Source organism: Paludibaculum fermentans (assembly GCF_015277775.1).
Classification (GTDB): Bacteria; Acidobacteriota; Terriglobia; order Bryobacterales; family Bryobacteraceae; genus Paludibaculum; species Paludibaculum fermentans.
In genome coordinates this window covers 7,567,452-7,593,208 of sequence record NZ_CP063849.1, presented here as the reverse complement: position 1 = coordinate 7,593,208, position 25,757 = coordinate 7,567,452, and the positions used below count along the sequence as shown (strand labels likewise).

The window sequence follows — 25,757 nt, the reverse complement described above, 5'->3', positions numbered from 1 at the left end:
ATATGTCGCGTGCCTTTTCCCTGGCCCTTCTTCTCATTTCCATCCTGTTAGCCGCCGGCTGCGGCAGGAAAGATCCGCAAGCAGCCAAAGCGACGACAGCACCAGACCCCATTTCGATCAAGACCGCACCCGCTGTGGCACAGACGGTGGAACGCGCCATCATGGCGACGGGTTCGCTGCAGCCCGATGAGACGACGACGGTGAGTTCCGAGGTGCCGGGCCGGATCACGAAGCTGAACTACGACTTTGGACAGATGGTGAAGAAGGGCCAGATCCTGGCCGAGCTGGATACGCAGGAGTTGGCGCTGCAAGTGGAGCGCGCGCGCGGATCATTGGCGCAGGCGATGGCGCGGGTGGGCATCGATCCAACGAAGGAAGAGATTCCGGACACGACGCCGCAGACCCGCCAGGCCAAGGCGCAGATGGAAGACGCGAAATCGAAATATGAGAACGCGGCCAAGCTGGTGAAGACGGGCGACATCAGTACGGAGCGGTTTACTGAGCTGGAAAAAGCGTATCGGGCCCGATGGGCGGCTTTGGAAGCGACGCAGGACGAACTGCGCACGCAACTGGCGGCGATCCGCTCGCTGCGGGCCGATGTGAAGCTGGCCGAGAAACGGCTGCGGGACGCGACGGTGGTGGCTCCGTTTGATGGCATCGTGCAGATGAAGCACGTGTCGCCGGGCCAGTACATCAAGGAAAACGTGGCGATCTACACGGTGGTGAAGGCGACGCCGCTGCGGCTGCGGGCGGAGATCCCGGAGTCGGCTGTGTCTGAGATCCATGTGGGCACGACGCTGGAGTTCACGACAGAAGCGGTGCCAAACGCGACGTTCAAGGCCGTGGTGCGGGAGTTGAATCCGGCGCTGGACAACCGTTCGCGGACGCTGACGGCGGAAGCGCGGCTGCTGAATGGCGATGCGCGGCTGAAGCCGGGTTCGTTCGTGCAGGTGCGCCTGGTGACGAACAAAGCCTACCCGGTGATCGCGGTGCCGAAGGATGCGGTCTACACGGTGGCCGGACTGAACAAGTTCTTCTCCATCGAGAACGGCAAGGCGGTGGAGCACAAGATCCCGCAGATTCTGGGTTCCAACGGAATGGTGGAGATGCCGGAAGGCACCATCGCGGCCGGCGCCCAGGTGGCGGTCTCCAATCTGCCGATGCTGACGAACGGCGCGCCGGTGCGGACGGCCGGTCAGAACTAGCCGGAGGCGCACCAGAATGCAAAGACTAGCAGAGATCTGCATCAAGCGGCCTGTTTTCGCCACCATGCTGATTCTGGCGTTGATGGTGGTCGGCATGGCCAGCTACCGCCAGTTGGGCGTGGACTATTTCCCCAAGGTGGAGTTTCCGTACGTCAACATTACGACGACCCTGGCCGGCGCCTCGCCGGAAGAGGTGGAGACGCAGGTGACGAAGCCGTTGGAAGAGGTGGTAAACACCATCAGCGGCATTGACGAATTGAACTCGACGTCGGCTGAAGGTGTGTCGATCATCTCCATCGCGTTCCTGCTGGAGAAAGATCCGGAAGTGGCGGCGCAGGAGGTACGGGACAAGATCAACACCGTACTGGGCCAATTGCCGAAGGACGCCAAGTCGCCCATTGTCGAGAAAATCGCCACGGATGCCTCACCCGTGTTGAATGTCGTGGTGTCGGCCAATCGCGATCTGCGGGAGATCACGAAGCTGTCGGATGACGGCCTGAAGAAGAACATCGAATCGATCAGCGGCGTGGGCCAGGTGCGTTTCGTGGGTGAGCGCAAGCGGCAGATCCAGGTGGTGGTGGACGGCGAGAAGCTATATTCCTACAACCTGAACATCGAGCAGGTGCGGGCGGCGCTGGCAGCGCAGAACATCGAGATTCCCGGCGGGCGCATCGATGAAGGGAATCGCGAACTCTCGCTGCGCACGATGGGCCGCGTGGAGCGGCCGGTGGATTTCGAGCGCATCGTCGTGGGCAACCTGAACGGCGCGCCGATCCGCGTGGCGGACATCGGGCAAGTGGTGGACGGGTTTGAAGAGCCGCGCTCACTGGCCCGGTTGAACGGCGAGAGCGCGGTGGTATTGGCGGTCCGCAAGCAGTCGGGCACGAACTCGCTGGACGTAATCGCGGCGGTGAAGACGCGCATCGAGCAATTGAAGAAGTCGCTGCCGCCGGATTTCAAGATCACCTACGCCCGCGACCAGTCAGGGTTCATTGAAGCGGCGTTTGAAGCGGTGCAGGAGCACCTGGTGCTGGGCGGCGTGTTCGCCGGCATCATCGTGATGCTGTTCATTCGCAACTGGCGCTCGACGCTGATTGCGGCCATTGCGATTCCGACATCGATCATCTCCACGTTCACGCTGCTGAACTACATGGGGTTCACTCTGAACCAGATCACCATGCTGGCGTTGACACTGGTGGTGGGCATCGTGATCGACGACGCTATCGTCGTGCTGGAGAATATCTTCCGCTACATGGAAGAGAAGAACATGTCGGCGATGGAGGCCGCGGTGCACGGCACGCGGGAGATTGGCCTGGCGGTCATGGCGACCACGTTGAGCCTGATCATCATCTTCATCCCGATCGCGCTGATGCCCGGCATCGTGGGCCGGTTCATGTCGAGTTTCGGCTACACGGCGGCGTTTGCGATCGGCATCTCGCTGCTGGTGAGCTTCACGCTGACGCCGATGTTGTGTTCACGGTTCCTGCGCCTGGGCAAGAAGGATCACGACACGAAATCCGGCTTCTTCCACAAGTACATGTCGATGCCGTATCACGAGATGCTGGCGTGGTCGCTGCGCCACCGCTGGGTGATCGTCGTCGTTTCGGTGCTGGTGGTGCTTTCGACGGGTCCGATGATGAGCCGCATGGGTGTGGATTTTCTGCCTGTCGAGGACCAGAGCGAGTTCGAAGTCTCGGTGCGCATGCCGGTGGGCAGTTCGCTGGAGGGCACCACGCAGGTAATGGCGCAGATCGAGAAGGACATCCAGGTGTTGCCGGGCGTGCGCGACCTGCTCACCACGGTGGGCGCGGATCAGCGCCGTCAGGTGGATCGCGGGTCGATCATCGTCGAGCTCGTGGATACCAACAAGCGCAAGGAGAGCCAGCGCGTGCTGATGGACATGACTCGCGACAAGCTGAAGAAGTATAAGGACCTGATCGTGGGCGTCCAGTTGCCGTCGCTAATTTCGGGCGGCGCGGATCGCGACTTCATGTACTCCATCCAAGGTCCGGACCTCGGCAAGCTGGAGCAGTACGCCAAGCGGCTGATGACGAAGCTGAATTCGATTCCGGGCATGGCCGATCTGGAACTGACCTATGAGTCCGGCAAGCCGGAAGTGCGGGTGCAGATCAATCGCGACAAGGCGGCTGACCTGAATGTGAACGTGGCCCAGGTGGCGAACGCGATGCGCGTGCTGGTGGGCGGCGACGACCAGGTGACGACCTATCGCGAAGGGGACGACCGTTATGACGTGCTGCTGCGCGTCTCGAAGCCGTTCCGCAACTCCCAGCAGGCGTTGGAGCGGCTGTTCGTGCCATCGGCGACGCTGGGCAATGTGCCCATCTCGAACGTGGCTTCGATGGAACTGGGTACGGGTCCGACGTCGATCGACCGCTGGAACCGCCAGCGGCGCGTGCTGATCCAGGGCAGTCTGAACAAGGGCCTGGCGCTGAGCGACCTGTTGAACACGGTGAGCGAGGAGATGGTCAAGATGAACCTGCCGCCGGAGTACCGGCACGGGGCGGTGGGCCGGTCGAAGGAACTGGGCAAGGCGGTGACGAACTTCCTGTTCGCTTTCCTGCTGTCCATCGTGTTCATGTACATGATTCTGGCGGCGAACTACGAGAGCTTTGTGGATCCGATTACGATTCTGCTCAGCCTGCCGCTGTCCATTCCGTTTGCTTTGTTGAGCCTGTTCCTGGCGGGCGAGAACTTTTCGGTGGTGTACACCTCGCTGGGCATCCTGGTGTTGTTCGGCATCGTGAAGAAGAACTCGATTCTGCAGGTGGACCACATCAAGGGGTTGCGGCGCGAAGGCGTGCCTCGCCTGGAGGCGGTCTTCCGCGGCTGCGACGACCGGTTGCGGCCGATCCTGATGACGACGGCGGCGCTGATCGCGGGCATGCTGCCGCTGGCCTTCGGCTCGGGCGCCGGCGCTGGTACACGCCGCACGGTGGCCATCGTCGTGATCGGCGGCCAGGCCATGGCGTTGATTTTGACGCTGGTGGTCACGCCCGTGGCCTATACGTTGTTTGACGACATGGGCGAGTTCTTCAAGCGCCGTACGCGGCGCAAGGAAGTGATCCAGCCCGTCACGGCGATGCTGCTGATCCTGCTGCTGATCGGGGCGGCTCCGCTGCGCGCGCAGCAGAAGCCGCAGGATCTGACGTTCCCGCAGAACGCGGAGATGACGAAGATCCTGGAAGAAGTCTCCAAGGCCGAGCGCGTCGGCGTCAGCGGCACACAGCATCCCCTGTCGCTGCAGGAAGCCGTGCAAATGGCGCTGAAGAACAACCTGGAAATCGAACTGGAGCGCACTACGGTGGCGACTTCGGTGGCGGGCCTGAAGGGCGCTCGCGGCGCTTTCGATTCCGTGGTGCTGTTCGCGCCCTCCATACAGGCGAACAACTCGCCGGCGGCCAGCAGCCTGGCGGCGGCGAACGGCAAGGTGAGCGAGCACTACCTGACCAACAACCTGTCGGTGAAGCAGAAGACTCCATGGCAGGGCCTGTCGTTCCATGTGGATTTCGACAACCAGCGGCAGAGCACGAACAACCCGTTCGTCTCGCTGAATCCGAACTTCACGTCGCGGCTGACGGCCGGGTTCTCGATGCCGCTGTGGCGTTACCGGGACCTGGACAACGACCGGGCCGTGCTGAAGATCCGGGCGAAGCAGAAGCAGCAGTCGGAGACGGATTTCGAGACCCGGGTGATCGACGTGATTGCGCGCACGCAAGCGGCGTACTGGGATCTGGCGGCTTCGATTGAAGACGCCGTGGTGGCGGCCGATGGCGTGCGGTTGGCGCGCGACCAGCATGAGCGCAACCAGCGGCAGATTTCGGCGGGCACGCTGGCTCCGGTGGAACTGGCGGCTTCGGAAGCGGAGCTGCAACGGCGCATCGACAACTACGTCACGGCGATCGGCATTGTGACCAGCGCGGAGAACGAACTGAAGGTGATCCTCACGCCGGACCGCAACGATCCGTTGTGGAACGACCGGCTGATGCCCTCGGAGCGCACTACGCTGGAGACGCCCATCGACGACCTGAAGCAGGCCATGACCATTGCGCTGGAGAAGCGGACGGAACTGCGGTCGCTGGAGCTGCGGACCCAGCAGAACGACGTCCAGAAGGATCTGGCGCGCAGCGGCACGAAGCCGCAGGTGAACCTGAACGCGAACTACATCAATTCGGGTTTAGCGGGCACGGTGCCAGCGACGTCGAGCGGTGGATTCGCGGCGGCGTTCTCTCCGCTGTTTGGACGGGTCAATGACCTTTCCGCGGTCGCGGGGCTGCCGCCGCTGCCGGCGATCAGCCTGGGCGGCTCGGTTCCGGCGTCCTTCGTGGGCGGCTATGGACAAGGGCTGTCGAACCTGTTCAGCGGCAACTACCAGTCCGTGCAGGCGGGTTTGAGCATTGAATGGTCGCCTCGCAATCGTACGGCGGAAGCGCAGTATGAGCAGACCGCGATCACGGAGAAGCGGCTGAAGCTTACGCGGATGCAGTTGGAACAGGGCATTTCGGCCCAGGTGCGGAATTCACTGCAGGCGCTGGAAACGGCGCGCCAGCGGATGGAAGCGGCCCGCGCCGCGGAAAAGGCCGCCGCGGAGAAGATGGACAGCGAGATCCGGCTGTTCCAGACGGGGGAGAGTACGAACTTCCTGGTGCTAACCCGGCAGAACGAACTGCTGGATACAAGGCGCCGGCTGGTGGGCTCGTTCCTGTTGAGGAATAAGGCGGTGGCGCGGCTGCAGCAGGTGCTGGGCACGACGCTGGAAGCCAACAAGGTGGAACTGCACTAGGCAGAAAACGGTTTGGGACCGGCGCCGTTCCAGGAACACCGGTCCCGACTGATCCCACTTAGCGGTACGTACCTTAGGAACGAAAGAACCGAAGGTGAGACCCCTTGCCTGGATTAGACCTCGGTACGCGAGCCAGGGAACAACAGAAGCAAACTTTATTTTGCGGTGGAGCGCAGCATCCAGGCAGCCTTGTCGTGGAGCTGGAGAGCGCGGGTGAGCAGATCGGCCGTCCCGATATCGCCTGCTTCGCTCAGTGCGGGCACCCATTCGGTGCGCATCTGCGCGCTGAGGCTTTCGTGAGCATCGGCCAGGGCATCCAGCATGTGGCTGGTGCTTTCAGCGGTGGTGAGATCGAGGCTGACCTGCATGGGAGCCACGCCACCGAGTGAGCGGATCCGCTCAGCCACCTCGTCGACCAGTTCCTGGAGTTCGTCGTACTGAGCCTCAAAGAGTTTGTGGAGGCTCGGGAAAAGAGGGCCCTCTACGTTCCAGTGGTAGTTCCACGTACGGAGCAACAGGGCCAGTTCGCGTTTCAGGACGATGTTTAAGGTTTCCATAGCTCTCCCTATTGGATATTGCAAGTCATTTGCAAGTTGCAGGTCGAATACCGTTGTGAACTAGACTGAGCGAGTACGCATGTTCTCGGCGGGTGCTGTCAGGGATGACGCTTGGTGATCTGGCGTCCATTCCGGCACGGAGGGGAGGAGCATGATCTAAGCCACCTCCATCCGGCCACTATCACCTATGCGCAGGAAGCTAAAGGCGGCAAGCCCGCGCGTTGCTATACCGTCGACGTGATCTTCTCCATGCACTGCTTCACGCGGGGCATCAAGGCCGGTGAATGTCCGGATCCGAACCTGTGCTATCGCGACGATCGTGAAACGCGCGTTTTCGACTTCCAGCGCTACGAGCTTTCGCATCAACTGCCGGACATCGTCAGAGGCCTGTGCGGGCGCAAGGTCTACCACTCCGGCAAGGGCAACTTCTTTACGATCGAAATCGTCGACAAGCGGACTGGCGCCCGGCTGGAATACGAGATCTATTTCGTGGCCAGCCGATCGTCGCGCAGTGGGCGCGTCAATCTCGTTGTCCAGAGCGCCTATGTCCGCGATCCTGAGCACCTAGCCAACCGGCCCAAGCTGAAGCCGATCGGCTTCCCGGTCATCCTGTTCAATGTTTTGAACAATAAAGCGATCCGGGTGCCCAAATGAAAGAGGCCCCCGGGCTGGGAGCCTCTTTCCGTTAGTCCTAATCGGTCCTCTTGAGTATCCCCACACTTGGGTGGGGGCCGGTCACCCGGCGGGATCGACGCCACGGCGTTTAGCCGCTCCGTTCATACGTCGACACTATTAGCTTAGCCGATGCCGGCTTCGGAATTCAATCCTGTTGCGCCCGTTCCTGAGCACCGGCGGATGTCCACAGGATACTCACAGGTTTGAGCGGCGCACCACAAACCGGCGCCGAAATACTAGTTGAAAGAGCAGCCGTGGACTGCGACATTGGGAAACGTTCCACGATGTCACAGCCTTCGAAAACTGACCAGTCCTTCGAGCGGGGCCTGCCGTCCAATGTGTACGCCGAGCGGATGGTTCTAGGCTCGATCCTGATCAACAGCAACACGTTCATCACGGCCGCCGCCAGCCTGTCGCCGGATGATTTCTCGCTGGACAAGCACCGCCGCATCTTCCAGCGAATGATGGACTTGAACAATCGGGAAGAGCGCATTGACCGCGTCACCGTGGCGAATGAGCTAATGCGGCACTCCGAACTGGAAGCGGTGGATGGCCTCACTTACCTCTCATCGCTGGACGAGGGCCTGCCGGAAATCTTCCACATCGAGAGCTACATCGCGATCGTCCGCGACAAGAGCCTGCTGCGGCAGTTGATCTATTCGGCGCAGGAGACGATCCAGCGCTGCATGCTGGCGGAGGACGATCCGGCCCTGATTCTCTCGCATGCCGAGGAAGGGCTGCTGAAGCTGGGCGAAGCACGGGCGAAGGACTCGCTGCTGAGCGCGCAGCAGGTTTTCGACAGCGAAGAGGGCGGCGTCAACGCGTTTCTGGACCCCGGCCGGCGCGTGCAGGGCGTCAGCACGGGCTTCATCAAGTTCGATGAGATGACCGGCGGTATGCGGCCGGGCGAACTGATCATCCTCGCCGCCCGTCCCGCCATGGGCAAGACTGCCCTGGCTTTGAATGTCGCGCTGCATGTGGCCACGAACAAGAAGAATCCGAAGGCGGTCGCCGTCTTCTCGATGGAAATGTCGAAGCAGTCGCTGCTGACCCGCCTCATCTGTTCCCTGGGCCGGGTGGACCAGCAGCGTTTCCGGTCGGGCTACCTGGACCGCGAAGAGCGCGCCCGGCTGGGTATGGCGGCGGCCGATCTGTATGAAGCGCCGATCTTTATCGACGATACGTCGAGCACAACGCTGATGGACATCAACGCCAAGCTGCGCAAGCTGCGGGCGTCGAACGACCTGGGCCTGGTGGTGGTGGACTACCTGCAACTGATGCCGGCTCCGTCGCTGGGCCGCAACTCGAACCGCGTGCAGGAAGTGGGCGCCCTGTCGCGCGGCATGAAGCTGATGTCGAAGGATCTGGAAGTGCCGTTCCTGGTGTTGTCGCAGTTGAGCCGCGCTCCGGAACAGCGCATTGGAGACCACCGGCCGCAGCTGGCCGACCTGCGCGAATCGGGTTCGATTGAGCAGGACGCCGACATGGTGGCGTTCATTTTCCGGCCGGAAGTCTACCAGAAAGACCGCGAAGACCTGCGCGGCGTGGCGGAGCTGATCCTGGCCAAGCAACGTAACGGCCCGACGGGCAAGGTCCCGCTGGTGTTCCTGCACAACTACACGAAGTTTGAGAACGCGGCCGATTCGTTCGACGACGACCACGGCGAGTAAACTCAGCCCTCGCACGCCTGTTTCGTGACCGCGTGACGGTAGGCAAACAGGCGGCGGAGTTGGTGGCGGGCGATGGCCGCTCCCAAGAAATCCACCAGACGGCCGCCGGGCAGTGAGAACTCGACGCGATCGGTGAGGCGGGCCGCTGCGCCTTCGGGCGCGAACTCGTGGCGATGGCTCCAGCGGCGGAACGGGCCTGACTCCTGGATGTCCGCAAACAGGCGGTTGCGCACAAATTCCGTATGGCGCGCCACCCAACGCAGCCGGAACGGGCCCAACTTCAACTCCAGCTCAACCCGTGCGCCGACTGAGAGTCCGCCTGCGCGCGAAATCACTTCGGCGGGCTGCCAGGGCGGCATGAGGCGCTGCAAGGCGTCGGGGGCCTCGTGAAAGGCGAAGAGCCGCTCGACGGAGGTCTGGAAGACGGACGAGTGAACGTATTCGGGCATGGCTGATAAGCTGTGTAGTTCGCGTGAGCGGCACTACCGAGATGGTTCTCCAGGTCAGAGGGATGCAAAAGAGGTTTGGGGGCGTCGTGGCCCTGAGGGACGGCAACCTCGAGGTACGGCGCGGTGAGGTGCATCTGCTGCTGGGCGAGAACGGCGCGGGCAAGTCCACTCTGATGAAGATCCTGGCCGGGCTGCAGCGGCCGGATGCCGGGACGCTGGAGTGGCAGGGCCAGGCGATGCGCTTCGCGAACCCGGCGGAGTCACAGAGGGCCGGGGTGTCGATGGTGCACCAGGAGAGCCTGCTGGCCCCGCACCTGACGGTGGCCGAGAACATTTACCTGGGCCGCGAACCGGCTGCCCCGTTCGGACTGATCCACCGGCGGAAAGCCGTGGAGGACGCCCGGCGCCTGATCGAGCAGCACCACTTCCCGTTGCAAGCGGACTGGACGGTGCAGCGGCTGGGCCCGGCGGGCCGGCAACTGGTGGAGATCCTGCGGGCGATCGCGCACGGGTCGTCGCTGCTGATCTTCGATGAGCCGACGTCGTCGCTGTCGCACGCGGAGTCGGCGGAGGTGTTCCGCATTGTGCGCGAGATGCGCGACCGCGGCACCAGCATCATCTACATTACGCATCGCATGGACGAGTTGAGGGAACTGGGGGATCGCGTCACAGTGTTGCGCGATGGGGAGACGGTGTTTACGGGCGAGCTGGGGGGCACCACTACGGAGGAGCTGATCCGGCACATGGTGGGGCGCCCGTTTGAGGCGGTCTACCAGCGGGCGTCGCTGCCGCCGGGCCAGGAGATGCTGCGCGTGGAGGGCCTGGAACGGCGCGGTGTGTTGTGCGGTGTTTCGTTCAGGCTGCACGCGGGCGAGGTGGTGGGGCTGGCGGGGCTGATCGGCGCGGGCCGGACGGAGCTGTGCCGGGCGATCTTCGGCGTGGATCCCATTGATGCGGGCACGGTTAGCGTGCAGGGGCAGCCGGTGCGGATCCGCTCGCCGCGCGACGCCGTGCGGGTTGGAATGGCTTTGATTCCGGAAGACCGGCAGAAGAATGGACTGGCGGTTGGCTTACCGGTCGCGCAGAACATGCTGATGGCGTCGCTGGAGCGGGTGTCGAGATTCGGCTTCCTGAATCATGCGCAGGAGGAGGCAGTGGTGGCCGGGCAGTCAACGCGGTTGAATTTGAAGTCCGCCTCGCCCGGACAGTTGGCCGGCAAACTGAGCGGCGGCAACCAGCAGAAGGTGGTCATTGCCCGCTGGATGACACGGGGCGCGAACATCATTCTGTTCGACGAACCGACGCGCGGCATCGATATCGGGGCGAAGATCGAGGTCTTCCGGCTGATCGACGAGCTGGCGCGGGGCGGAGCGGCCGTACTGATGGTGAGCTCCGAGCTGCCGGAGCTGTTGCAGTTGGCCGACCGGATCCTGGTGATGCGGCAGGGCCGGATCGTGGCCGAACTGCCGGGCCAGACTACCCAGGAGGAGATTCTGCGCCATGCCGCCCTGGGTGGCGGCGGGACGGAGCGAGTGGCATGATCGAGCGCCTGTTGCCGTTTATTTCGCTGATTCTGCTGTTTGCCGGGCTGTCGGCGGCGACTCCGCACTTTATGACGGCCGTGAACCTGGCGGCGGTGATCCGGCAGACCGCGGTGATCAACATCATGGCCCTGGGGATGACGATGATTATCATCGCGGGCGGCATCGATCTGAGTGTGGGTTCGATTATGGCGTTGTGCGGGTTGCTGGGGGCCATGACCATGGCGCAGGGCCAGCCCATCCTGGTGGGCATCGCGGTGGGATTGCTGGCGGGGGTGGCGTGCGGGACGGTCAACGGCCTGCTGGTGACGAAACTCCGGATCAATCCATTCATCGCCACGCTGGGCACGCTGGGCATCTATCGCGGGCTGGGCCTGATCATTTCGGGCGGGCTGCCTATCCAGAACATGCCAAAGGACTTCGCCTTCCTGGGCGAGGGGGCGATGCTGCACATTCCGTTCGTGCTGTACGTGCTGTTTGTGTGTGCGGCGGGGGTCCACATATTGCTGGAGCATACCCGGATGGGCCGCTATGGGTTTGCGATCGGGTCGAATCCGGATGCGGCGTTTTATGCGGGAATCCCCGTGTCGTTCCATGTGACGACGATCTATGCAGCGGGCGGCTTGCTGACCGGGCTGGCGGGCATGATCGAGACTTCGCGGCTGATGACGGGGCAGCCGACGGCGGGCCAAGGCTATGAGCTGCAGGCAATTGCGGCGGTGGTGATTGGGGGCGGGTCTCTGCGGGGCGGCGAAGGGTCCGTCGTGGGCACGCTGATCGGCGCCTACATCATGGGGCTGTTGTCGAATGGCAGCGACCTGCTGGGGATCTCGCCTTACCTGCAGCAGGCGATTATCGGGGCGGTCATTATTCTGGCGGTGGTGCTGGATGAGCTGCGCAAACGGAAAATGGCCGCGTAGGCCGGCTATCCGATAGAATTTAAAGTGACAAATGGCCAAACACGGTGAGAACGTGCCGCCTTTGGAGGCGCGCGGACTGGGCAAGCGGTACCATAGCGGCCCGGCGGAGCTGACGGTCTTCGCGGGGCTGGACCTGCGGCTGGAGGCGGGCGACCGGGTGGCGCTGACCGGAGAGAGCGGGACGGGTAAGTCCACGCTGCTGCACCTCTTAGGGCTGCTGGATGCGCCGAGCGAGGGAACAATCCGGGTGGATGGCCAGGCCACGGAAGGACTGGATGAGGGCGGGTTGGCCAACCTGCGGAACCGGGCCATTGGGTTCGTCTGGCAGATGAACACGCTGCTGCCGGAGTTCACGGCCCTGGAAAATGTCATGATGCCGCTGCTGATCCGGGGCGAGCGGAAAGGTGCGGCGGAGCAGGCGCAGGAGTTGCTTTCCGAGGTCGGGCTGGCGGCCAGGGGCCATCACCTGGCGGGAGAGCTATCCGGCGGAGAGCAGCAGCGAGTCGTCCTGGCGCGGGCCTTGGTGGCCGGTCCTAAGCTGCTTTTGGCGGATGAACCGACGGGAAACCTGGATGAGCGGACCGGTAACATGATCATGGAATTGATCGAGGAGGTCCACGAGCGGCGTAGATTAACGACCCTATATGTGACCCACAATCCAGCTTACGCGGAGCGCGCAACGAAGGTTCTGGAACTGCGGGGCGGGAAAATACGGAATCTGGGTGCGCAGGCGACCCCTCCGGCATCTTAGAATTAGGACAGGGCGCGCTGCAGACCGGCGCGCGGGATAGACGCATCGGCTCTGGTCGCGCCGGTGCTGGGAAGCCAGGGGCATCTCCGTCCGAGTCCCGGGCTCCACGAGAGGCGCAAACCTATGTTTGAACGCTATACAGAAAAGGCGCGGAGAGTAATCTTCTTCGCGCGCTATGAGGCCAGCCAGTTCGGCAGCCCGTACATTGAGACGGAACATCTGCTGCTCGGGCTGCTGCGGGAAGACAAGCCGCTGGCGAATCGCTTTTTGCGGTCGCAGGCGAACATCGAGTCGATCCGCAAGCAGATCGAGGCGCAGACGACTGTCCGGGAGAAGGTATCGACGTCGGTCGACCTTCCGCTGAGCACGGAATGCAAACACGTCCTGGCGTATGCGGCGGAAGAAGCCGAACGCCTGGGGCACAAGCACATCGGGACTGAGCATCTTCTGCTGGGCTTGCTCCGCGAAGAGAAGTGCTTTGCCGCCGAGATCCTCCACGAGCGCGGACTGCGGCTCAACCAGGTGCGCGATGAGATAGCGCGTGCCAGTTCCGAGAAGACCACCGCTTCGCGACCGAAAGAGTCCTCGCTGTTGAGCGAGTTCAGCCGCGACCTCACCCAGTCGGCGTCCGATAGCGCGCTGGATCCGCTGATCGGCCGCGACTATGAGTTGGAGCGGGTGATTCAGATCCTGTGCCGCCGCACCAAGAACAATCCGGTGCTGATCGGCGAGCCAGGTGTGGGCAAGACGGCCATTGTCGAAGGGTTGGCCCAGAAGATCAGCGAAGGCGACGTCCCCAGTTTCCTGGCGGACAAGCGCATCCTGGCCCTGGACCTGTCGCTCATTGTGGCCGGCACGAAGTATCGCGGCCAGTTCGAAGAGCGGCTCAAGACGATCATGAAGGAGTTGATGGAGAACCAGAACGCCATCATCTTCATCGACGAGTTGCACACGCTGGTGGGCGCCGGTTCGGCCGAAGGCTCGCTGGACGCCGCCAATATCCTGAAGCCCGCGCTGTCGCGGGGCGAGATTCAGTGCATCGGCGCCACGACGCCGGCTGAGTACCGTAAGTCTATCGAGAAGGACCGCTCGCTGGAACGCCGCTTCCAGGCGGTAAAGGTTCCGCCTCCGAGTGAGGCGGATGCCTGCCGGATCCTGTTCGGCATCAAGGAGCGCTACGAGAAGTTCCACGCCGTCGCCTATACGGACGATGCGATTGAAACCTCGGTGTTCGCTTCCAGCCGTTTCATTCCGGACCGCTTCCTGCCCGACAAGGCGATCGACCTCATCGACGAAGCGGGTGCGCGAGTGAAGCTGCGCCAAACCACTTTGCCGCCGGACATCAGCGACATCCAGAAGCGGGTGAAGTTCATTGTTCACCGCATGGAGACGGCCATCGCGAACCACGAGTTCGAGAAGGCCCGGTTCTATAGCGATGAAGAGCGCAAGGAACGCGAGAACCTGCGGCTGCTGCGCGAGAAGTACAACCTGGACGATACGTCGACGGGCGTGGTCACGAAGGACGACATTGAAGAAGTCGTCGCCAAGTGGACCGGCGTGCCGATGACGGCGATCAAGGAAGAAGAAGTCAGCAAGCTCATCCGGATCGAGGAAGAGCTGCACAAGCGGGTCATCAGCCAGGAGAAGGCGATCAGCGCCCTGGCTCGTGCCATCCGCCGCTCCCGCGCCGGCTTGAAGTCACCCAAGCGGCCGTCGGGCTGCTTCCTGTTCCTGGGCCCCACGGGCGTCGGCAAGACCGAAGCCGCGCGCGCCCTGGCCGAGTTCCTGTTCGGCAGTGAGAAATCGCTGATCCGCTTCGACATGTCGGAGTTCATGGAGAAGCATTCGGTGTCGAAGCTGATTGGTTCGCCTCCCGGCTATGTCGGCTATGAGGAGGGCGGGCAGCTCACCGAGCGGGTGAAGCGGAATCCTTACTCGATCATCCTGCTGGATGAAATCGAGAAGGCTCATCCGGACATCTACAACATCCTGCTGCAGGTTTTTGAAGACGGCCAGTTGACCGATGGTATCGGCAATACGGTGGACTTCAAGAACACGATCATCATCATGACCTCGAATCTTGGGGCGCGGTTCCTCGACAAGAAGGGGCAACTGGGCTTCGCGGCGCAGACGGCCTCCGGAGTGCCGTCCAAGATCGAAGACATGGTGCAGGCGGAAGTGAAGCGCGCCTTCAATCCGGAATTCCTGAACCGCCTGGACGAGGTGATCCTGTTCACTTCGCTGGCGGAAGAAGACCTGATCCAGATCATCGACCTGATGGTGGCTCAGATCAACATCAACCTGGTGGCCAAGCAGATCAAGCTGAAGCTGGCGCCGGATGCCGCGAAGTACATTCTGGAAAAGACCTGCACGGACCGCAGCTACGGCGCGCGGCCGCTGCGCAGGGCGCTGCAGAAGTACATCGAGGATCCGCTGTCGGAGGCTTTGATCCAGGGCTCGCTGCTGCGTCCGGCCGAGTATGAAGTGTACCTGGGCGAGACGGGCATCTTCTGCCGGGTGATCAATGCGGAAGCTGATGTCGCCACGGTAGGCGCCGGCGGACCCTCGTCCGGCGAAGCCATTTCGCTCTATCCGTTCTAAGTAGCACCTACCCGCAAGCAGAAGGGCCGCCTCCAACGAGGCGGCCCTTCGTGTTTCCTGCCGGGTTGCCCTGCCTGGGAGTGCCTAATCGCCCCGCATCTGGCGGAAGGCACGCAACGCGAGGACGATGGAGCCCATTAGTAGCGCCATCTTTACCCAAGTGTCAGATTTGTCGAGGTCGATGTCCTGCAGGCTGAAGAGCGGCTCCTCCGGAGGTGGTGGCGGAGGCGGGGCCGGATCCTTGGGCCGGGCGACGATCGGCGGGTCGTAGTTGGTGCCGTGGGGCGCGGGATTCGGGCTTTGCCCGCGCATCAAGTCCGAGACGCCCCCCCCTGCCAACACCAACACCGCGATGAGCAATACTCGCTTCAAACCACAATCGTATCCGAGATGAACGGCCTCTGCATCATTGGCACGGAAATTTGGAGTACTTTTCTTCGTGAAGTCCTATCCATCGAAGGAGTAACGGGCGAACTAGGGCGCCTTGGCGGCCGCTAGCTTCCGCGGTGGGACGCCCTTGGGATGGCAGTCCTGGCACTTCACAAAATGAACGTTGTGGGCGCTGCCGGGCTTGGCAAAGGTCGTATCCATTTTTTCGACATCCAGGCCGCAGTTGGAGAGGCGCGGGTGGCAGGTGGAGCAACTGGCGTGTGTGGTCTGGCGGTGCTTGTCGTGGCAGGCAAGGCACGACAGTCCTTCGTGGACGCCGATGGGCGTACGGTCGTCACCGGAGCGCACCTGCATGGTGGACATGGGCGCATGGCACTGGTAGCAGAGGGCTCCGCGGGGATCCGGGCTCATCTTGACGGGCCGGTCCCCATCCAACACGGCAGGGACGGGCAACATCGACGCAGGGATGGATTCCTGCTCGCGGCGATCGTAGAAAGCGAGCGAGGGGCGAAAGCGCTCCTGGCGGTTGCCCAGGGTCCGCGACTCAAGGCGGCGGTCTTCCAGAGGCATGCCGGCACGGTGCAGGGCGTGGCAACTGAGACAGGGGATGGCGGGACGGTCTGAGAGTTCAGCGCGGATCAGGGTCCAGGGACCCTTGCGGTTCATGGGCTGGACGAGATCACGGACGCCGGCGTCCAGATGGGCGCCGTGGCAACGCAGGCAGTCGTCCATGAGATGGCGCGTGCTGTTGTGTTTCTGATCGAGGAAGATGCGTTTGTAGGGCGTGGCGTGCGGGCCATTGGCCCAGGCGGCGAACTCCTGCTGGTGGCAACGCTGGCAGCGGGGCAGCATGCTGAAGATGTCGGACGGGCGGAGATGGGCGCGGTCCGGGATATTGCCTTGCGCGTGATCGAGGACGCGGCGGGCGTTGGTGAGATGGAAGCCGGGATCGGTGGTCATGGCGTCGCCATGGCAATCGGCACAGGGTACTTTCCGATGGGTGGAGCCCATCCACTGGCCCACGGGCGTGCCCATCTCGTGGCAGCGGGCGCAGGCGCCGGGGCCACCGGATTCGTAGACGAAGCTGGCGGCGGGCACCATGAGAACCAGGGCCGCGGCGAGGACAGCAAGGATGAGGGCGATCTTCATTTCGCACCGCCCACGAGATGGCCGGCTACGCGGTAAGCGTTCGCCATGATGGTGAGGACGGGATTGAAGCCGCCATTGGTGACGTGGACGGAGCCGTCGACGACGTGGACGTTCTCCACCTCGTGGAGGCGGCACCAGCGATCGACAACTGACGTGCGCGGGTCGTTGCCCATGCGGCAGGTGCCGGCCTGATGCTGGCCTCCGCTGGTGCCCTGCCCTGCTTTCTTGGGCCAGGTCTGGATGGCGCCAGAGGCTTTGAGCCACGCCTCGGCCTTGGCGGTCATGGCGTCGCCGATCTCAATGGTATGGGGATGTTTGTTGCCGCTGAGGCGGGCCACGGGGATGCCTAGTTTGTCGCGGACCTGAGGGTCGACGGTGACGCGGGACTCAAAGAAGGGCATCTCCTGCGTGGGCCCCTGGACAGCGATGGAACGGCGATAAAAGCGGCGGACGAACTCCTTATGGGCCGCGCCCCAGCGGGGGACGCCTGGTGCGCGCAGGCCGCTGACGAACTGGTAAGGCAGGCGAATGAACTCGTTGGCGAGCATGGCTCCGCCGGCGAGATCGGGATTGCCGTGGTTGTAGTCGCAAATGGCGATGCCCGCGCCGGGCCCGACGTCGTCGTAGGTGTCCTGGTCGAAGAGGCCGAAGGCTCCGGTGTAGGTGTGGCCCTGGAGGTTGCGGCCCACCCAGTCGTAGCGGTTGCCGAGGCCCTGCGGGAAGAGGCGGGACTTGCTATTCAGAAGCAGCCGGGCGGATTCGATGGCCGAACCGGAGACGATGACGTGCTCGGCGGGCTGCTCCCAGAGTTGGCCCTGGCGGTCGAAGTAGGCCACGCCGGTCGCCTTGCCGTGCTCGTCGACGAGGATCTCTTTCACCATGCACTGGAGCCGCAGTTCCAGGAGCCCGGTATTGAGCGCGGTGGGCAGTACGGTGTTCTGGGTGCCGCATTTGGCATCCACTTCGCAGGCGAAGCCCACGCACCAGCGGCAGCGCATGCAGGCGGGGCGTCCGTTGTAGGGCACGGAGTTGCGCAGCATGGGGATGTGGAAGGGATGCAGGCCCAGGGCCTTGGCGCCTTTTTCGAGGATCAGGTGCTCGCGGGTGGGCGGCAGCGGCGGCATGGGCAGCGGCTTGTTGCGGGGGCCGTGGAACGGGTCGGTGGAGACGTCGCCGGAGACGCCGAGCTCCCACTCAGCCTTCTCGTAAAAGGGCTCCAGTTCGTCGTAGGTAATGGGCCAGTCTGCCAGGGTGGAGCCTTCGACGGCGCGTGGCACTTGGGCGCCGTAGACGGTCTTCATCTGGAAATCGTTGGGGTGGAAGCGCCAGGCCATGGCGCCATAGGAGAGGGTCCCGCCGCCGACGCAGGCCGCGTTGTTGGAGTAGCCGGGTCCGGAGGGTTCAACCAGCCGCTGCTGGCCATTGGCGGTGACCACGACGCGCGGATTGCCGTCGTCGTCGGGTCCAAAGGGATGGCCGAGGGTTGAGTTGCGCTGGTTGCGCAGATCGTCCTTGCGGCAGTCGTTGGCGGTGTACCACTGGCCGCGTTCGAGCAGCACGACGGGCCAACCGGCCTGAGTGAGTTCCTTGGCGACGATGGGTCCGCCGGCTCCGGCTCCAATGATGACGGCCTTGACGCGCGGCAGTGCGCTCACGATTTCACCTCATATTGCTGGCGGCCGCGGACCGGCAGGGGGGGGACGCCGATCATTTTCCAGGAGGCATAATCCTTGTTGCCGCCGTGGCGCGGGCTGCCGTAGAAGCCCTGCATTGTATGCGCGAGCACCATTTCGAAAATGGCTTTGCCGCCATCGGGAAAGAGGGTTTTCGGAGCCTCGCCCTTTTCCATGGCAGTGAGAAATTCCGTCCGCTCCTCGAGGGTAATCTGGGCGAACTGGCCTTCGGCCAGCAGGTTAATCGCGGCGAGGGCTTCGCGATAGGCCGGTTGCTGGCGTTTGTACTTACGGGCGAGTTGGCGATCGATGTACTGTACGACGCCGGCATCGCGGGCTCCGGCATCCTGATCAGACGGGATGAGGGCGTCCACCCAGGCTTCGAGCAGCACCGCCTGTTCCGGAGACAAGACCCGGAGAGACGAGGGGGCGAGCGGGGCGCGCGAACAGGCGGCGGTAGCTCCGGCAGCGGCAGCGATAAAAATTCGGCGTTTCAGAGCTATACCTCCGCAAATAAATCCACCGCGATCATATCGTGCAGCTGTGTGAGGCGGCAAGCGGCGACGGGCAGCGGCCGCTCTGCTAAGCTGCGGTATGGGCAAGTTCAGTTTCTGGGCCGCGGTTTCCGCGCTGTGTCTGCTGGGTTTGGCGGCCGGCGCTTCCGGCGCACAGATGCCGGATGAGGAAGTATGGCAGCAGTTTCTTGGCTGGCTGGCCAAGGCTCCGCCGAGCGACAATCCGCGCACGCTGCTAGCGGAGTACCGGAAGCACCTGATCGCCGGCGGAACTGACGAGCCGGCCGCGGTTCGTCAAATCAATACCATCACCGCCCTGATGCGCACCCGCCAGGATGGCTGGCAGGTCATCTTCAACAACATCTACTCCAGTGCCGGCACAGGCTTCAGCACGCGTCCCAATGCGCTGTTGATGTCGGCGATTGAGGGGCGGCCGGCGGGGCGGGCGCTGGACGCCGGCATGGGCCAGGGCAGAAACTCCGTATTCCTCGCCCTGAAGGGGTGGACTGTTACCGGATTCGATGTGTCCGACGCCGGGCTGGCGATTGCGCGGAAGAATGCGGAGAAGGCCGGTGTGCAGATCACGGCTGTGCAGAAGAGCGAGAAGGAGTTCGACTACGGCGTGGCTCAGTGGGACCTGATGGTCTTCACGTATGTGCCGTTTGCCGTGGAGAACGCGGACTATGTTCAGCGGCTGAAGAGCGCGTTGCGGCCGGGCGGGCTGGTAGTGATCGAGAGCTTCGCCTCGGATACGGGCAGCGCCGGGCGGCGTCCAGTGGACATCGATCCCGTGGCGCTGAGGAAGGCGTTCGAGGGATTCCGCATTGAGAAGCTGGACGATGTGACGGATGCTCCGGATTGGACGACCGACAAGGTCCGGCTGGTGCGGATGATCGCCGAGAAGAAGCGCTGAAGCCGTACCCGGCGCTGCATGCGGGTCCTGGCCGGCCCGCCACCAGGGTGTCTAGATGCGCAGCCACGTGCCGGGCCCGGGCAGTGAGCGCGTGTGGTGGAAGGTGTATTCCCCCAGTAAACGCTCGGCGCCTGCTTCGTCCAGCGCGACCAGCCGCGCGATGAGGCTGCTGGAGGGCGAGGCCTTGGCGAAGATCATGGACTCCTGGTAGACCACGCCTCCGGCGTCAGGCTGGATGGGGATGTCCGGCATCCGGAACTGCTCCACGCCGCTCTCATCACAGAAACAGAGGTCGACCCGCTGAGCCCCCATCAGGTTCGCGGCCAGGCGCCCGATGAGCAGGTCGTCTTCGGCGGTCACCGTGCATTCGACGCTGCCGCCCGGCGGAGGCGCATATTGCCGGACTCGCAGGCCTTCGCGCGCAGCGCGTTGAACGTATTCGTCACTCACCACCATCCGGAGCGACCCCTCGCGGGCCAGGAGGCGGACGCCCTCGGCCAGCGCAATCACCTCCCGCAGGCGAGCACCGCAGGAATCGCAGGAGAACAGGTGCTCCTCGATGGTCTCCTCCTCGAGGCCGACCAGTGCGGCGAGCCAGTAGTCGACGAGGACCGCCGCGTCGATCGGCGTCACGCAACGCAGTGCTTCGGATCCGCCGTCCTGGTTCATGCGGGCACCCCCATGCATTCGCGCAATTGATGGACCGCGCGGTGGCGAATCACGCGGACATTGGCCTCGGAGAGACCAAGCGACCGCGCCACATCCGGACCGTCCCGATCGCCGTAGAAGGTCATCACGACAACCGAACGTTCGCGCTCTTTCAGCTTTCGCACGCAGCGGGCGAGCTGCTCCCTGTCGAGGTGCGGCAAGGACGGTCCGGCCGGTACGCGCAGGCCAGCTGCATATTGCTCCAGCAGCCGCTCCTTTCTTTGCGCGCCGCGGCGGAGGTCGAGCACCGTCATGCGGCAGGTACCCAGGACGAAGGACGCGAGTTTTTCGGGCTCGCGCAGGCGGCCGGCCCGCAGGGTCTCCAGCGTGGTGATGAGGACCTGCTGCATGAGATCGTCCGCGGCGTGTTCCGCCCGCAAGTGGCGCAAGCCGTACAGGCGAATCCGCGGAGCCATGCGGCGGACAAGTTCGGCTTCCGCTTCGCGGTCGGCTCCGGCACCAATTCGCAACACCAGTTCGGTATCAGTCTGCCCAGTGACCATTGATCCACATTTTACGTGTAACGGGGGCCGGTGTTCGTTACACATCCCGAAGCGAAAACGGATTGAGGCCGCCAGCCGGCCCGATCGAGAAAAAGGAGATTGTCAATTGATCGCAGATCAGCTCACAGGCACCCAGGTCGACGAGGTCGCGGCCGGGATCTACCGCATATCGACCCGCATGGACGTGATCCCGGGCGGATTCACCTTCAATTCCTACCTGATCGAGGACGAAGAGCCGCTGCTATTCCACACCGGGTACCGGAAGCTGTTTCCGACGACACTGGCCGCCATCCAAAAAGTGATGCCTGTCACAAAGCTGCGCTGGGCCGGAGGATCGCACTTCGAAAGCGATGAGTTTGGCGCGCTGAACGACCTGCTGGCAGCGGCGCCGGAGGCGACTGCATTTGGGTCGGAGGTCGGGGTGATGACTTCGCTGAATGACTTTGCCGTGCGGACTCCGCGCGGATTGGGCGATGGGGAGGAGTTCTCGATTGGGAGCCGGCGCATGAAGTGGATCTACACGCCACATGTGCCGCATGGCTGGGATTGCGGCATCCTGTTCGATCTCTCGACCGGGACCCTGCTCTGCGGGGATCTGTTCACGCAACCCGGCGCGGACCTGCCGCCCGTGACGGAGTCGGAGGTTCTCAGCGCCAGCGAAGGGATGCGCGGAATGATGGACTATTACGCCCAGGCGCCAACGACAAAGGGGATCCTGGAACGGCTGGCCGACCTGAATCCGTCGACGCTGGCGTGCCAGCACGGGAGCGCCTATCGCGGAGATGGAGCCTCACTGTTGCGGGAGCTGTCTTCGATCCTCGAAGGGGAACGGAACAGGACTCTCGATTCGGCCGGATCACGGTAGGTATGGTCGGTGCGGGACTCGCAGCGGAGACGGCCAGGCGCCGCGGCCGGCGAGTCCCGCCCGATGGACCATCGAAGCGGCGGCCGGTTGTCTAGACCTGGGCCGTACCGCCGTCGACGAAGAGTTCGATGCCGTTGACGAAGCTGGATTCGCTGGAGCCGAGAAAGACCGCGGTGGCCGCGATCTCTTCCGGGCGTCCCATCTCGCCGCGGGGGATCTGCGTCTTAAAGAACTCCTTCGCGTCAGGGCCGAGGGGGTCCAGGGCCGGCGTGTCGATGGTGCCGGGGCTGATGACGTTCACGCGGATGCCGCGATCCTTCAACTCCAACAGCCAGGTGCGCGCGAACGAGCGGACCGCCGCCTTGCTGGCACTGTATACGCCAAAGGACGGGAAGCCCTTGATGCTGGCGATGGAGCCGTTCAGGATAATGGAGCCGTTGTTGTTGAAGAGCGGCAGCGCCTTCTGGACGGTGAAGAGGGTACCGCGTACGTTGAGGTCGAAGGTCTTGTCGAAGTGCTCCTCGGTGACCTCCCCGATCTTGGCGAACTCGCCCTGCCCGGCGCTGGCGAAGAGGACGTCGATCTTCCCCTTTTCGCGCTGGACAGTCTCATAGAGACGGTCCAGGTCGGCCAGATTCGCGGCATCGCCCTGGACGCCCGTTACGTTCCTGCCGATGAGCTTCACGGCTTCATCCAGCTTGTTCTGGCGGCGTCCCGTGATGAAGACGTACGCGCCCTCTTCCACGAAGCGTTTGGCAGTGGCGAGTGCCATGCCGGAGGTGGCGGCGGTGATGACTGCTACTTTTCCTTCAAGCTTTCCCATGACAGATCCTTTCTTTCCTGGTGGACTTGCGGGCGGGCCATACTTCGTTGCGCTTAGTGGAGTCCGCCGCCGGCGCGGATGATCTCGCCGGTCAGCCAGTTCGAATCATCGGAGGCAAGGAACGCGGCGACAGTGGCGATGTCGTGCCCCTGGCCGATGCGGCCGAGTGGTGTCTGGGCGACGGTCGCTTTCGCAAAGTCGGAATTCAGGAACCCGGCGGTGTGGACGCCTTCCGTCTCGACCATCCCGGGGTTAATCGAGTTAACGCGGATCCTGCGCGGCCCAAGTTCCTTGGAAAGGACTCCGGTGATGGCGTCAACCGCGCCCTTGGTGCCGGAGTAGACCGTGGTGTCGGGCGGAGTCACGCTGCTGGCCACCGAGCCGATGTTGATGATGCTGGCGCCTTCACCCAGGTGGGGGACCGCGGCCTGCGTCACCAATAGGAGGCCAAGAACGTTGATGTTGAAGATGCGGTGAAAGTGCTCTTCCGTAACGCCTTCAATCGGGGCGAACTCGTAGACGCCCGAGTTGTTCACCAGGATGTCGAGCCGGCCGAAGTTCTGGATGGCGGCGTCGATCAGTCCCTTGGCTTCCGCGGCCTTTGATACGTCGCCACCGACGGCAACAGCCTTGCCGCCGGCGGCGGTAATCGTCTCAACGACGGCATCCGCGCCGGTCTTGCTGGAGGCGTAGTTGACGATGACGGAGGCACCTTCAGAGGCCAGCGATTTGGCAATGGCGGCGCCGATGCCTTTGGAGGCCCCCGTGACAACCGCGACTTTTCCTGCGAGCTTGCTCATTGTTTTGTTCCCTTTCCGGTACCGCTATAGAATTGCGAGAACCCTTCGGGGCGCCTCTTTTCGGCCGCCACTCGTCCGGTTCAGCTGGATAGATGGGCGCAGCCGGCAGGAAGATTCAATTGTTCTGAACTTGTGAACTATTGAACCCGATCGATAGTGCGGATGCTCTTACTAGGTGTGCGGCCTCTGTTCCACCCCAAACTCGAGGAGATCACCGTGGAGGGGATCCTGCATGCCTTGTCGGATCCGGCCAGGGCCGCCCTCTTTGTCGAGATCGTGGAACAGGCGTGTCCGCGCAACTGTACGGATTCTCCGACAGTCAGGACCCGGCACATACCGAAATCGACACTCTCCCAGCACCTCAAGGTCCTGCGGGAGGCCGGCCTGATCCGGGGGGAGCGGCACGGGGTGGAGATGCGCAACGCTGCCCGGTGCGCGGAGATTGAAGGCCGGTTTCCGGGCCTGCTGCGGGCGATTGTGACCGCGCACGCGATCCAGGAGAAGTGCCGGGGTGCAAGCTGAGAATCAGGCCGGCGATGGCGACGCGAGTCGATTCCCTGGCTGGATTACGAGGGACGGCCCCTCGCCACCAGGAGAGTGACGTCGTCCTGGGGCTCCGGCCCGCCGAACTCGCGCACCGCGCTCACAATCTGCTCCAGGAGTTCTTCCGCACTGCTGCCCCGATTCCCGTGCAGGATGGCCCTGGTAGAGATGAACGCTCAATGGCCGGGGCAAAGATCCCGGGCCATCGCAAGGAATGCCGCAAGCCGGAACGGGCGATGCCGGTAAGCCGAATCAATTGGGCGAGGGCACCCGGGGCAGTGCCGGCGCGGGCGGCGCCATCCGAGGGAAGAGAGGCCGCTCCTGGCCATCTGACTTCGGTAGGTCGGCAGGAGGCTTTGGGAAGATGATCTTCCACCGGCGGCGCAGTTCGGCTCCGTAAGGCGTGCCCTCCAGGTCAAATGCCTCGCCGCCTTGAGTCAGTTTGTCGCGGGTCCCAAGATAGAGGTAGGCATCGCCAGTCTGTGCCCAGGTGCCCAGCTTCGTCTTGGGAACGTTTATCGCAGGGTAACCAATCACCGGCGACTCCTGCCAACGCGGCAAGGCGCCGGCCCAATGGTCCTTCATTTCGGCAAGCCACGGCGCAGGCTGCTGCTGAAAGCGTTCGTCGAGATCGTCGTACGCGCCCACGGTGTCGCTGCCGGGCAGGATTACGTAGGGCTTCACGAAGGCCTGGAGCATCTGCTGTTCGATGAGACCCGGCTTCCCCTCCCTCCGCTGGAAGTGCCCGCTCCCCATGAGCAGCAGCGCTTTGCGGCGAAGGGCGAGGACCTGATAGCGGACCACGCTGGCGTAGTGCTCGTCGCGGAAGCCCAGGAAGGGCGCAATGTCCTCGCGAGCTTCGACGCGGGTCCAATCGATAGGCGGGTCACCGCAGAGGACGCGCATGCGGCGAGCCTGCGGCAACTTCTGATTGGCGGAGCGAATGGCGGCGAACAGGCCGTGGTAGGGCGGCACCGGGGCTCCACCGGGCGCGCCGACGACGTTCTCCCAAGCCGGGCGGAGCCGCTCCGGCGAAACATCCCCACCCGCAATGTAGCGATCCATCGCCTCCTGATATAGGGAATTGCAGGCCTCCACCACGATGTCGTTGACGCGCTCCGCAAAAGCCGGATTCGTCACCAGTAGCTTCACCAGTTGGTGCTGCTGAACGGAGCTATGCATCTCTCCGAGCATCACGATCCGATGATCATCAAAGAGTTTGAGGATGCTGGAAGCGACCGCCGCTGCCGGGTCCTGCGCCGGCTGAGCGGACACCCGCAGGAGGCACACGGCGAGGGCGATGGGTATAGCGGCCTTGGGATTCATTCTCGTGGTATGGACACCACCCTGAAGCAGACTGTTCCTGGTAGCTTCCCTATTTCGCCTTGTGGGCCGGAGGATCGGCGGCGGGGGGCAGGTAGTGGAACCGGATCAGGTAGATATTCTCGCCAGGGCCGTGCTTGGCGACTTTCAGGAGATCGACCACGCCCAGGAAGCCGGACTCCCGCGCCAGTTGCGGAGTGATGTCAGGCAGGCCGATGGGAGTGATGGAGTCCACCTCGATCGCACCCTCTTCCATTCGATACCGGCAGCCGGCCTTGACGTGCGGGCGCTGCCAGATCCGGACGCTGCAAGTGATTTCGCCGCGGCGCACTCCGTCGCGCAGCCGTTTGGTGAACACCATGAGGCGAGTCTACAACGGTCG

The 25,757-nt window shown here is 63.4% G+C and carries 24 protein-coding genes; 11 read left to right on the top strand and 13 right to left on the bottom strand.

Annotated elements, in window-relative coordinates; all coding sequences use genetic code 11:
• Positions 1 to 2: 2 nt before the first annotated feature.
• Complete coding sequence (locus IRI77_RS30055) at positions 3 to 1,205, top strand: efflux RND transporter periplasmic adaptor subunit (RefSeq protein ID WP_194448648.1); 1,203 nt, start codon at positions 3 to 5, stop codon at positions 1,203 to 1,205.
• Positions 1,206 to 1,221: 16 nt separating this feature from the next.
• Positions 1,222 to 6,006 carry an efflux RND transporter permease subunit gene (locus tag IRI77_RS30050; RefSeq protein WP_194448647.1) on the top strand — a complete coding sequence of 1,595 codons (4,785 nt, stop codon included), beginning with the start codon at positions 1,222 to 1,224 and terminating at the stop codon, positions 6,004 to 6,006.
• Between the two features lie 155 nt (positions 6,007 to 6,161).
• Here the strand turns inward: IRI77_RS30050 and IRI77_RS30045 are convergent, their stop codons facing one another.
• Positions 6,162 to 6,563, bottom strand: a complete 402-nt coding sequence (locus IRI77_RS30045) for a Dps family protein (protein WP_194448646.1) — start codon at positions 6,561 to 6,563, stop codon at positions 6,162 to 6,164.
• A gap of 114 nt (positions 6,564 to 6,677) precedes the next feature.
• Between IRI77_RS30045 and IRI77_RS30040 the strand changes: the two genes are divergently transcribed.
• Together IRI77_RS30040 and dnaB are read left to right on the top strand one after the other, a co-directional pair.
• The gene (locus IRI77_RS30040; protein ID WP_194448645.1) at positions 6,678 to 7,217 is read left to right on the top strand and encodes a hypothetical protein; all 540 of its coding nucleotides are present in this window, start codon (positions 6,678 to 6,680) and stop codon (positions 7,215 to 7,217) included.
• A gap of 305 nt (positions 7,218 to 7,522) precedes the next feature.
• Positions 7,523 to 8,908 (top strand): replicative DNA helicase, encoded by a 1,386-nt coding sequence (dnaB, locus tag IRI77_RS30035; RefSeq protein WP_194448644.1) that lies wholly within the window; start codon positions 7,523 to 7,525, stop codon positions 8,906 to 8,908.
• Between the two features lie 2 nt (positions 8,909 to 8,910).
• Here dnaB and IRI77_RS30030 read toward each other — a convergent pair whose 3' ends face one another.
• Complete coding sequence (locus IRI77_RS30030; protein WP_194448643.1) at positions 8,911 to 9,357, bottom strand: SRPBCC family protein; 447 nt, start codon at positions 9,355 to 9,357, stop codon at positions 8,911 to 8,913.
• Positions 9,358 to 9,419: 62 nt separating this feature from the next.
• Between IRI77_RS30030 and IRI77_RS30025 the strand changes: the two genes are divergently transcribed.
• The 4 genes from IRI77_RS30025 (at position 9,420) to IRI77_RS30010 (ending at position 15,170) form a co-directional block, all read left to right on the top strand.
• The gene (locus IRI77_RS30025; protein ID WP_194448642.1) at positions 9,420 to 10,898 is read left to right on the top strand and encodes a sugar ABC transporter ATP-binding protein; all 1,479 of its coding nucleotides are present in this window, start codon (positions 9,420 to 9,422) and stop codon (positions 10,896 to 10,898) included.
• A complete protein-coding gene (locus IRI77_RS30020; protein ID WP_194448641.1) occupies positions 10,895 to 11,818 on the top strand; it encodes an ABC transporter permease in 924 nt (307 codons plus the stop codon). The genes IRI77_RS30025 and IRI77_RS30020 overlap by 4 nt, the downstream gene beginning before the upstream one ends.
• Positions 11,819 to 11,849: 31 nt before the next feature.
• On the top strand, positions 11,850 to 12,569 hold the full coding sequence (locus IRI77_RS30015) for an ABC transporter ATP-binding protein (protein ID WP_194448640.1): 720 nt from the start codon (positions 11,850 to 11,852) through the stop codon (positions 12,567 to 12,569).
• Between the two features lie 123 nt (positions 12,570 to 12,692).
• The gene (locus IRI77_RS30010; protein WP_194448639.1) at positions 12,693 to 15,170 is read left to right on the top strand and encodes an ATP-dependent Clp protease ATP-binding subunit; all 2,478 of its coding nucleotides are present in this window, start codon (positions 12,693 to 12,695) and stop codon (positions 15,168 to 15,170) included.
• Positions 15,171 to 15,254: 84 nt separating this feature from the next.
• On the opposite strand, the gene IRI77_RS30005 is transcribed toward IRI77_RS30010, so the two are convergent.
• The 4 genes from IRI77_RS30005 to IRI77_RS29990 form a co-directional block, all read right to left on the bottom strand.
• The gene (locus IRI77_RS30005; protein ID WP_194448638.1) at positions 15,255 to 15,542 is read right to left on the bottom strand and encodes a hypothetical protein; all 288 of its coding nucleotides are present in this window, start codon (positions 15,540 to 15,542) and stop codon (positions 15,255 to 15,257) included.
• 102 nt (positions 15,543 to 15,644) lie between these two features.
• Entirely contained in the window at positions 15,645 to 16,709 is a 1,065-nt protein-coding gene (locus tag IRI77_RS30000) for a cytochrome c3 family protein (protein ID WP_194448637.1), read from the bottom strand.
• Entirely contained in the window at positions 16,706 to 18,364 is a 1,659-nt protein-coding gene (locus IRI77_RS29995; protein ID WP_228486391.1) for a GMC family oxidoreductase, read from the bottom strand. Before IRI77_RS29995 ends, IRI77_RS30000 begins: the two co-directional genes overlap by 4 nt.
• The gene (locus tag IRI77_RS29990) at positions 18,361 to 18,792 is read right to left on the bottom strand and encodes a gluconate 2-dehydrogenase subunit 3 family protein (RefSeq protein ID WP_194448636.1); all 432 of its coding nucleotides are present in this window, start codon (positions 18,790 to 18,792) and stop codon (positions 18,361 to 18,363) included. Before IRI77_RS29990 ends, IRI77_RS29995 begins: the two co-directional genes overlap by 4 nt.
• Before the next feature lie 184 nt (positions 18,793 to 18,976).
• Between IRI77_RS29990 and IRI77_RS29985 the strand changes: the two genes are divergently transcribed.
• The gene (locus IRI77_RS29985) at positions 18,977 to 19,810 is read left to right on the top strand and encodes a methyltransferase domain-containing protein (protein WP_194448635.1); all 834 of its coding nucleotides are present in this window, start codon (positions 18,977 to 18,979) and stop codon (positions 19,808 to 19,810) included.
• Between the two features lie 51 nt (positions 19,811 to 19,861).
• On the opposite strand, the gene IRI77_RS29980 is transcribed toward IRI77_RS29985, so the two are convergent.
• Together IRI77_RS29980 and IRI77_RS29975 are read right to left on the bottom strand one after the other, a co-directional pair.
• On the bottom strand, positions 19,862 to 20,479 hold the full coding sequence (locus IRI77_RS29980; protein WP_194448634.1) for a hypothetical protein: 618 nt from the start codon (positions 20,477 to 20,479) through the stop codon (positions 19,862 to 19,864).
• Positions 20,476 to 21,021 carry an RNA polymerase sigma factor gene (locus IRI77_RS29975; protein WP_194448633.1) on the bottom strand — a complete coding sequence of 182 codons (546 nt, stop codon included), beginning with the start codon at positions 21,019 to 21,021 and terminating at the stop codon, positions 20,476 to 20,478. The genes IRI77_RS29980 and IRI77_RS29975 overlap by 4 nt, the downstream gene beginning before the upstream one ends.
• 106 nt (positions 21,022 to 21,127) lie before the next feature.
• Here IRI77_RS29975 and IRI77_RS29970 point away from each other — a divergent pair, with 106 nt between their 5' ends.
• Complete coding sequence (locus tag IRI77_RS29970; RefSeq protein WP_194448632.1) at positions 21,128 to 21,886, top strand: oxygen-binding di-iron domain-containing protein; 759 nt, start codon at positions 21,128 to 21,130, stop codon at positions 21,884 to 21,886.
• Between the two features lie 91 nt (positions 21,887 to 21,977).
• Here IRI77_RS29970 and IRI77_RS29965 read toward each other — a convergent pair whose 3' ends face one another.
• Positions 21,978 to 22,709: an SDR family NAD(P)-dependent oxidoreductase gene (locus tag IRI77_RS29965; protein WP_194448631.1), complete on the bottom strand. Its 732-nt coding sequence runs from the start codon at positions 22,707 to 22,709 to the stop codon at positions 21,978 to 21,980.
• A gap of 53 nt (positions 22,710 to 22,762) precedes the next feature.
• Positions 22,763 to 23,509 carry a glucose 1-dehydrogenase gene (locus IRI77_RS29960; RefSeq protein WP_194448630.1) on the bottom strand — a complete coding sequence of 249 codons (747 nt, stop codon included), beginning with the start codon at positions 23,507 to 23,509 and terminating at the stop codon, positions 22,763 to 22,765.
• Positions 23,510 to 23,686: 177 nt separating this feature from the next.
• On the opposite strand from IRI77_RS29960, the gene IRI77_RS29955 reads away from it, so the two are divergent.
• Entirely contained in the window at positions 23,687 to 24,031 is a 345-nt protein-coding gene (locus IRI77_RS29955) for an ArsR/SmtB family transcription factor (protein ID WP_194453849.1), read from the top strand.
• Between the two features lie 44 nt (positions 24,032 to 24,075).
• Here IRI77_RS29955 and IRI77_RS38745 read toward each other — a convergent pair whose 3' ends face one another.
• The 3 genes from IRI77_RS38745 to IRI77_RS29940 all read right to left on the bottom strand — a co-directional run bounded on the left by IRI77_RS38745 (position 24,076) and on the right by IRI77_RS29940 (position 25,736).
• Positions 24,076 to 24,204: a SpoIIE family protein phosphatase gene (locus tag IRI77_RS38745; protein ID WP_407674124.1), complete on the bottom strand. Its 129-nt coding sequence runs from the start codon at positions 24,202 to 24,204 to the stop codon at positions 24,076 to 24,078.
• A gap of 100 nt (positions 24,205 to 24,304) precedes the next feature.
• A complete protein-coding gene (locus tag IRI77_RS29945; protein ID WP_194448629.1) occupies positions 24,305 to 25,378 on the bottom strand; it encodes a hypothetical protein in 1,074 nt (357 codons plus the stop codon).
• Positions 25,379 to 25,427: 49 nt separating this feature from the next.
• A complete protein-coding gene (locus IRI77_RS29940) occupies positions 25,428 to 25,736 on the bottom strand; it encodes an ASCH domain-containing protein (protein WP_194448628.1) in 309 nt (102 codons plus the stop codon).
• Between the last annotated feature and the right edge of the window lie 21 nt (positions 25,737 to 25,757).

What these genes read in the sequence shown, in the direction of transcription:
- IRI77_RS30030 (WP_194448643.1), bottom strand. Translation starts at nt 9,357, where the DNA reads ATGCCCGAATACGTTCACTCGTCCGTCTTCCAGACCTCCGTCGAGCGG.
- IRI77_RS30025 (WP_194448642.1), top strand. Translation starts at nt 9,420, where the DNA reads ATGCAAAAGAGGTTTGGGGGCGTCGTGGCCCTGAGGGACGGCAACCTC.
- IRI77_RS29980 (WP_194448634.1), bottom strand. Translation starts at nt 20,479, where the DNA reads ATGAACCAGGACGGCGGATCCGAAGCACTGCGTTGCGTGACGCCGATC.
- IRI77_RS30000 (WP_194448637.1), bottom strand. Translation starts at nt 16,709, where the DNA reads ATGAAGATCGCCCTCATCCTTGCTGTCCTCGCCGCGGCCCTGGTTCTC.
- IRI77_RS30015 (WP_194448640.1), top strand. Translation starts at nt 11,850, where the DNA reads ATGGCCAAACACGGTGAGAACGTGCCGCCTTTGGAGGCGCGCGGACTG.
- IRI77_RS29945 (WP_194448629.1), bottom strand. Translation starts at nt 25,378, where the DNA reads ATGAATCCCAAGGCCGCTATACCCATCGCCCTCGCCGTGTGCCTCCTG.
- IRI77_RS30045 (WP_194448646.1), bottom strand. Translation starts at nt 6,563, where the DNA reads ATGGAAACCTTAAACATCGTCCTGAAACGCGAACTGGCCCTGTTGCTC.
- IRI77_RS30010 (WP_194448639.1), top strand. Translation starts at nt 12,693, where the DNA reads ATGTTTGAACGCTATACAGAAAAGGCGCGGAGAGTAATCTTCTTCGCG.
- IRI77_RS29940 (WP_194448628.1), bottom strand. Translation starts at nt 25,736, where the DNA reads ATGGTGTTCACCAAACGGCTGCGCGACGGAGTGCGCCGCGGCGAAATC.
- IRI77_RS30055 (WP_194448648.1), top strand. Translation starts at nt 3, where the DNA reads ATGTCGCGTGCCTTTTCCCTGGCCCTTCTTCTCATTTCCATCCTGTTA.
- IRI77_RS29975 (WP_194448633.1), bottom strand. Translation starts at nt 21,021, where the DNA reads ATGGTCACTGGGCAGACTGATACCGAACTGGTGTTGCGAATTGGTGCC.
- IRI77_RS29985 (WP_194448635.1), top strand. Translation starts at nt 18,977, where the DNA reads ATGGGCAAGTTCAGTTTCTGGGCCGCGGTTTCCGCGCTGTGTCTGCTG.
- IRI77_RS29965 (WP_194448631.1), bottom strand. Translation starts at nt 22,709, where the DNA reads ATGGGAAAGCTTGAAGGAAAAGTAGCAGTCATCACCGCCGCCACCTCC.
- dnaB (WP_194448644.1), top strand. Translation starts at nt 7,523, where the DNA reads ATGTCACAGCCTTCGAAAACTGACCAGTCCTTCGAGCGGGGCCTGCCG.
- IRI77_RS29960 (WP_194448630.1), bottom strand. Translation starts at nt 23,509, where the DNA reads ATGAGCAAGCTCGCAGGAAAAGTCGCGGTTGTCACGGGGGCCTCCAAA.
- IRI77_RS30050 (WP_194448647.1), top strand. Translation starts at nt 1,222, where the DNA reads ATGCAAAGACTAGCAGAGATCTGCATCAAGCGGCCTGTTTTCGCCACC.
- IRI77_RS30020 (WP_194448641.1), top strand. Translation starts at nt 10,895, where the DNA reads ATGATCGAGCGCCTGTTGCCGTTTATTTCGCTGATTCTGCTGTTTGCC.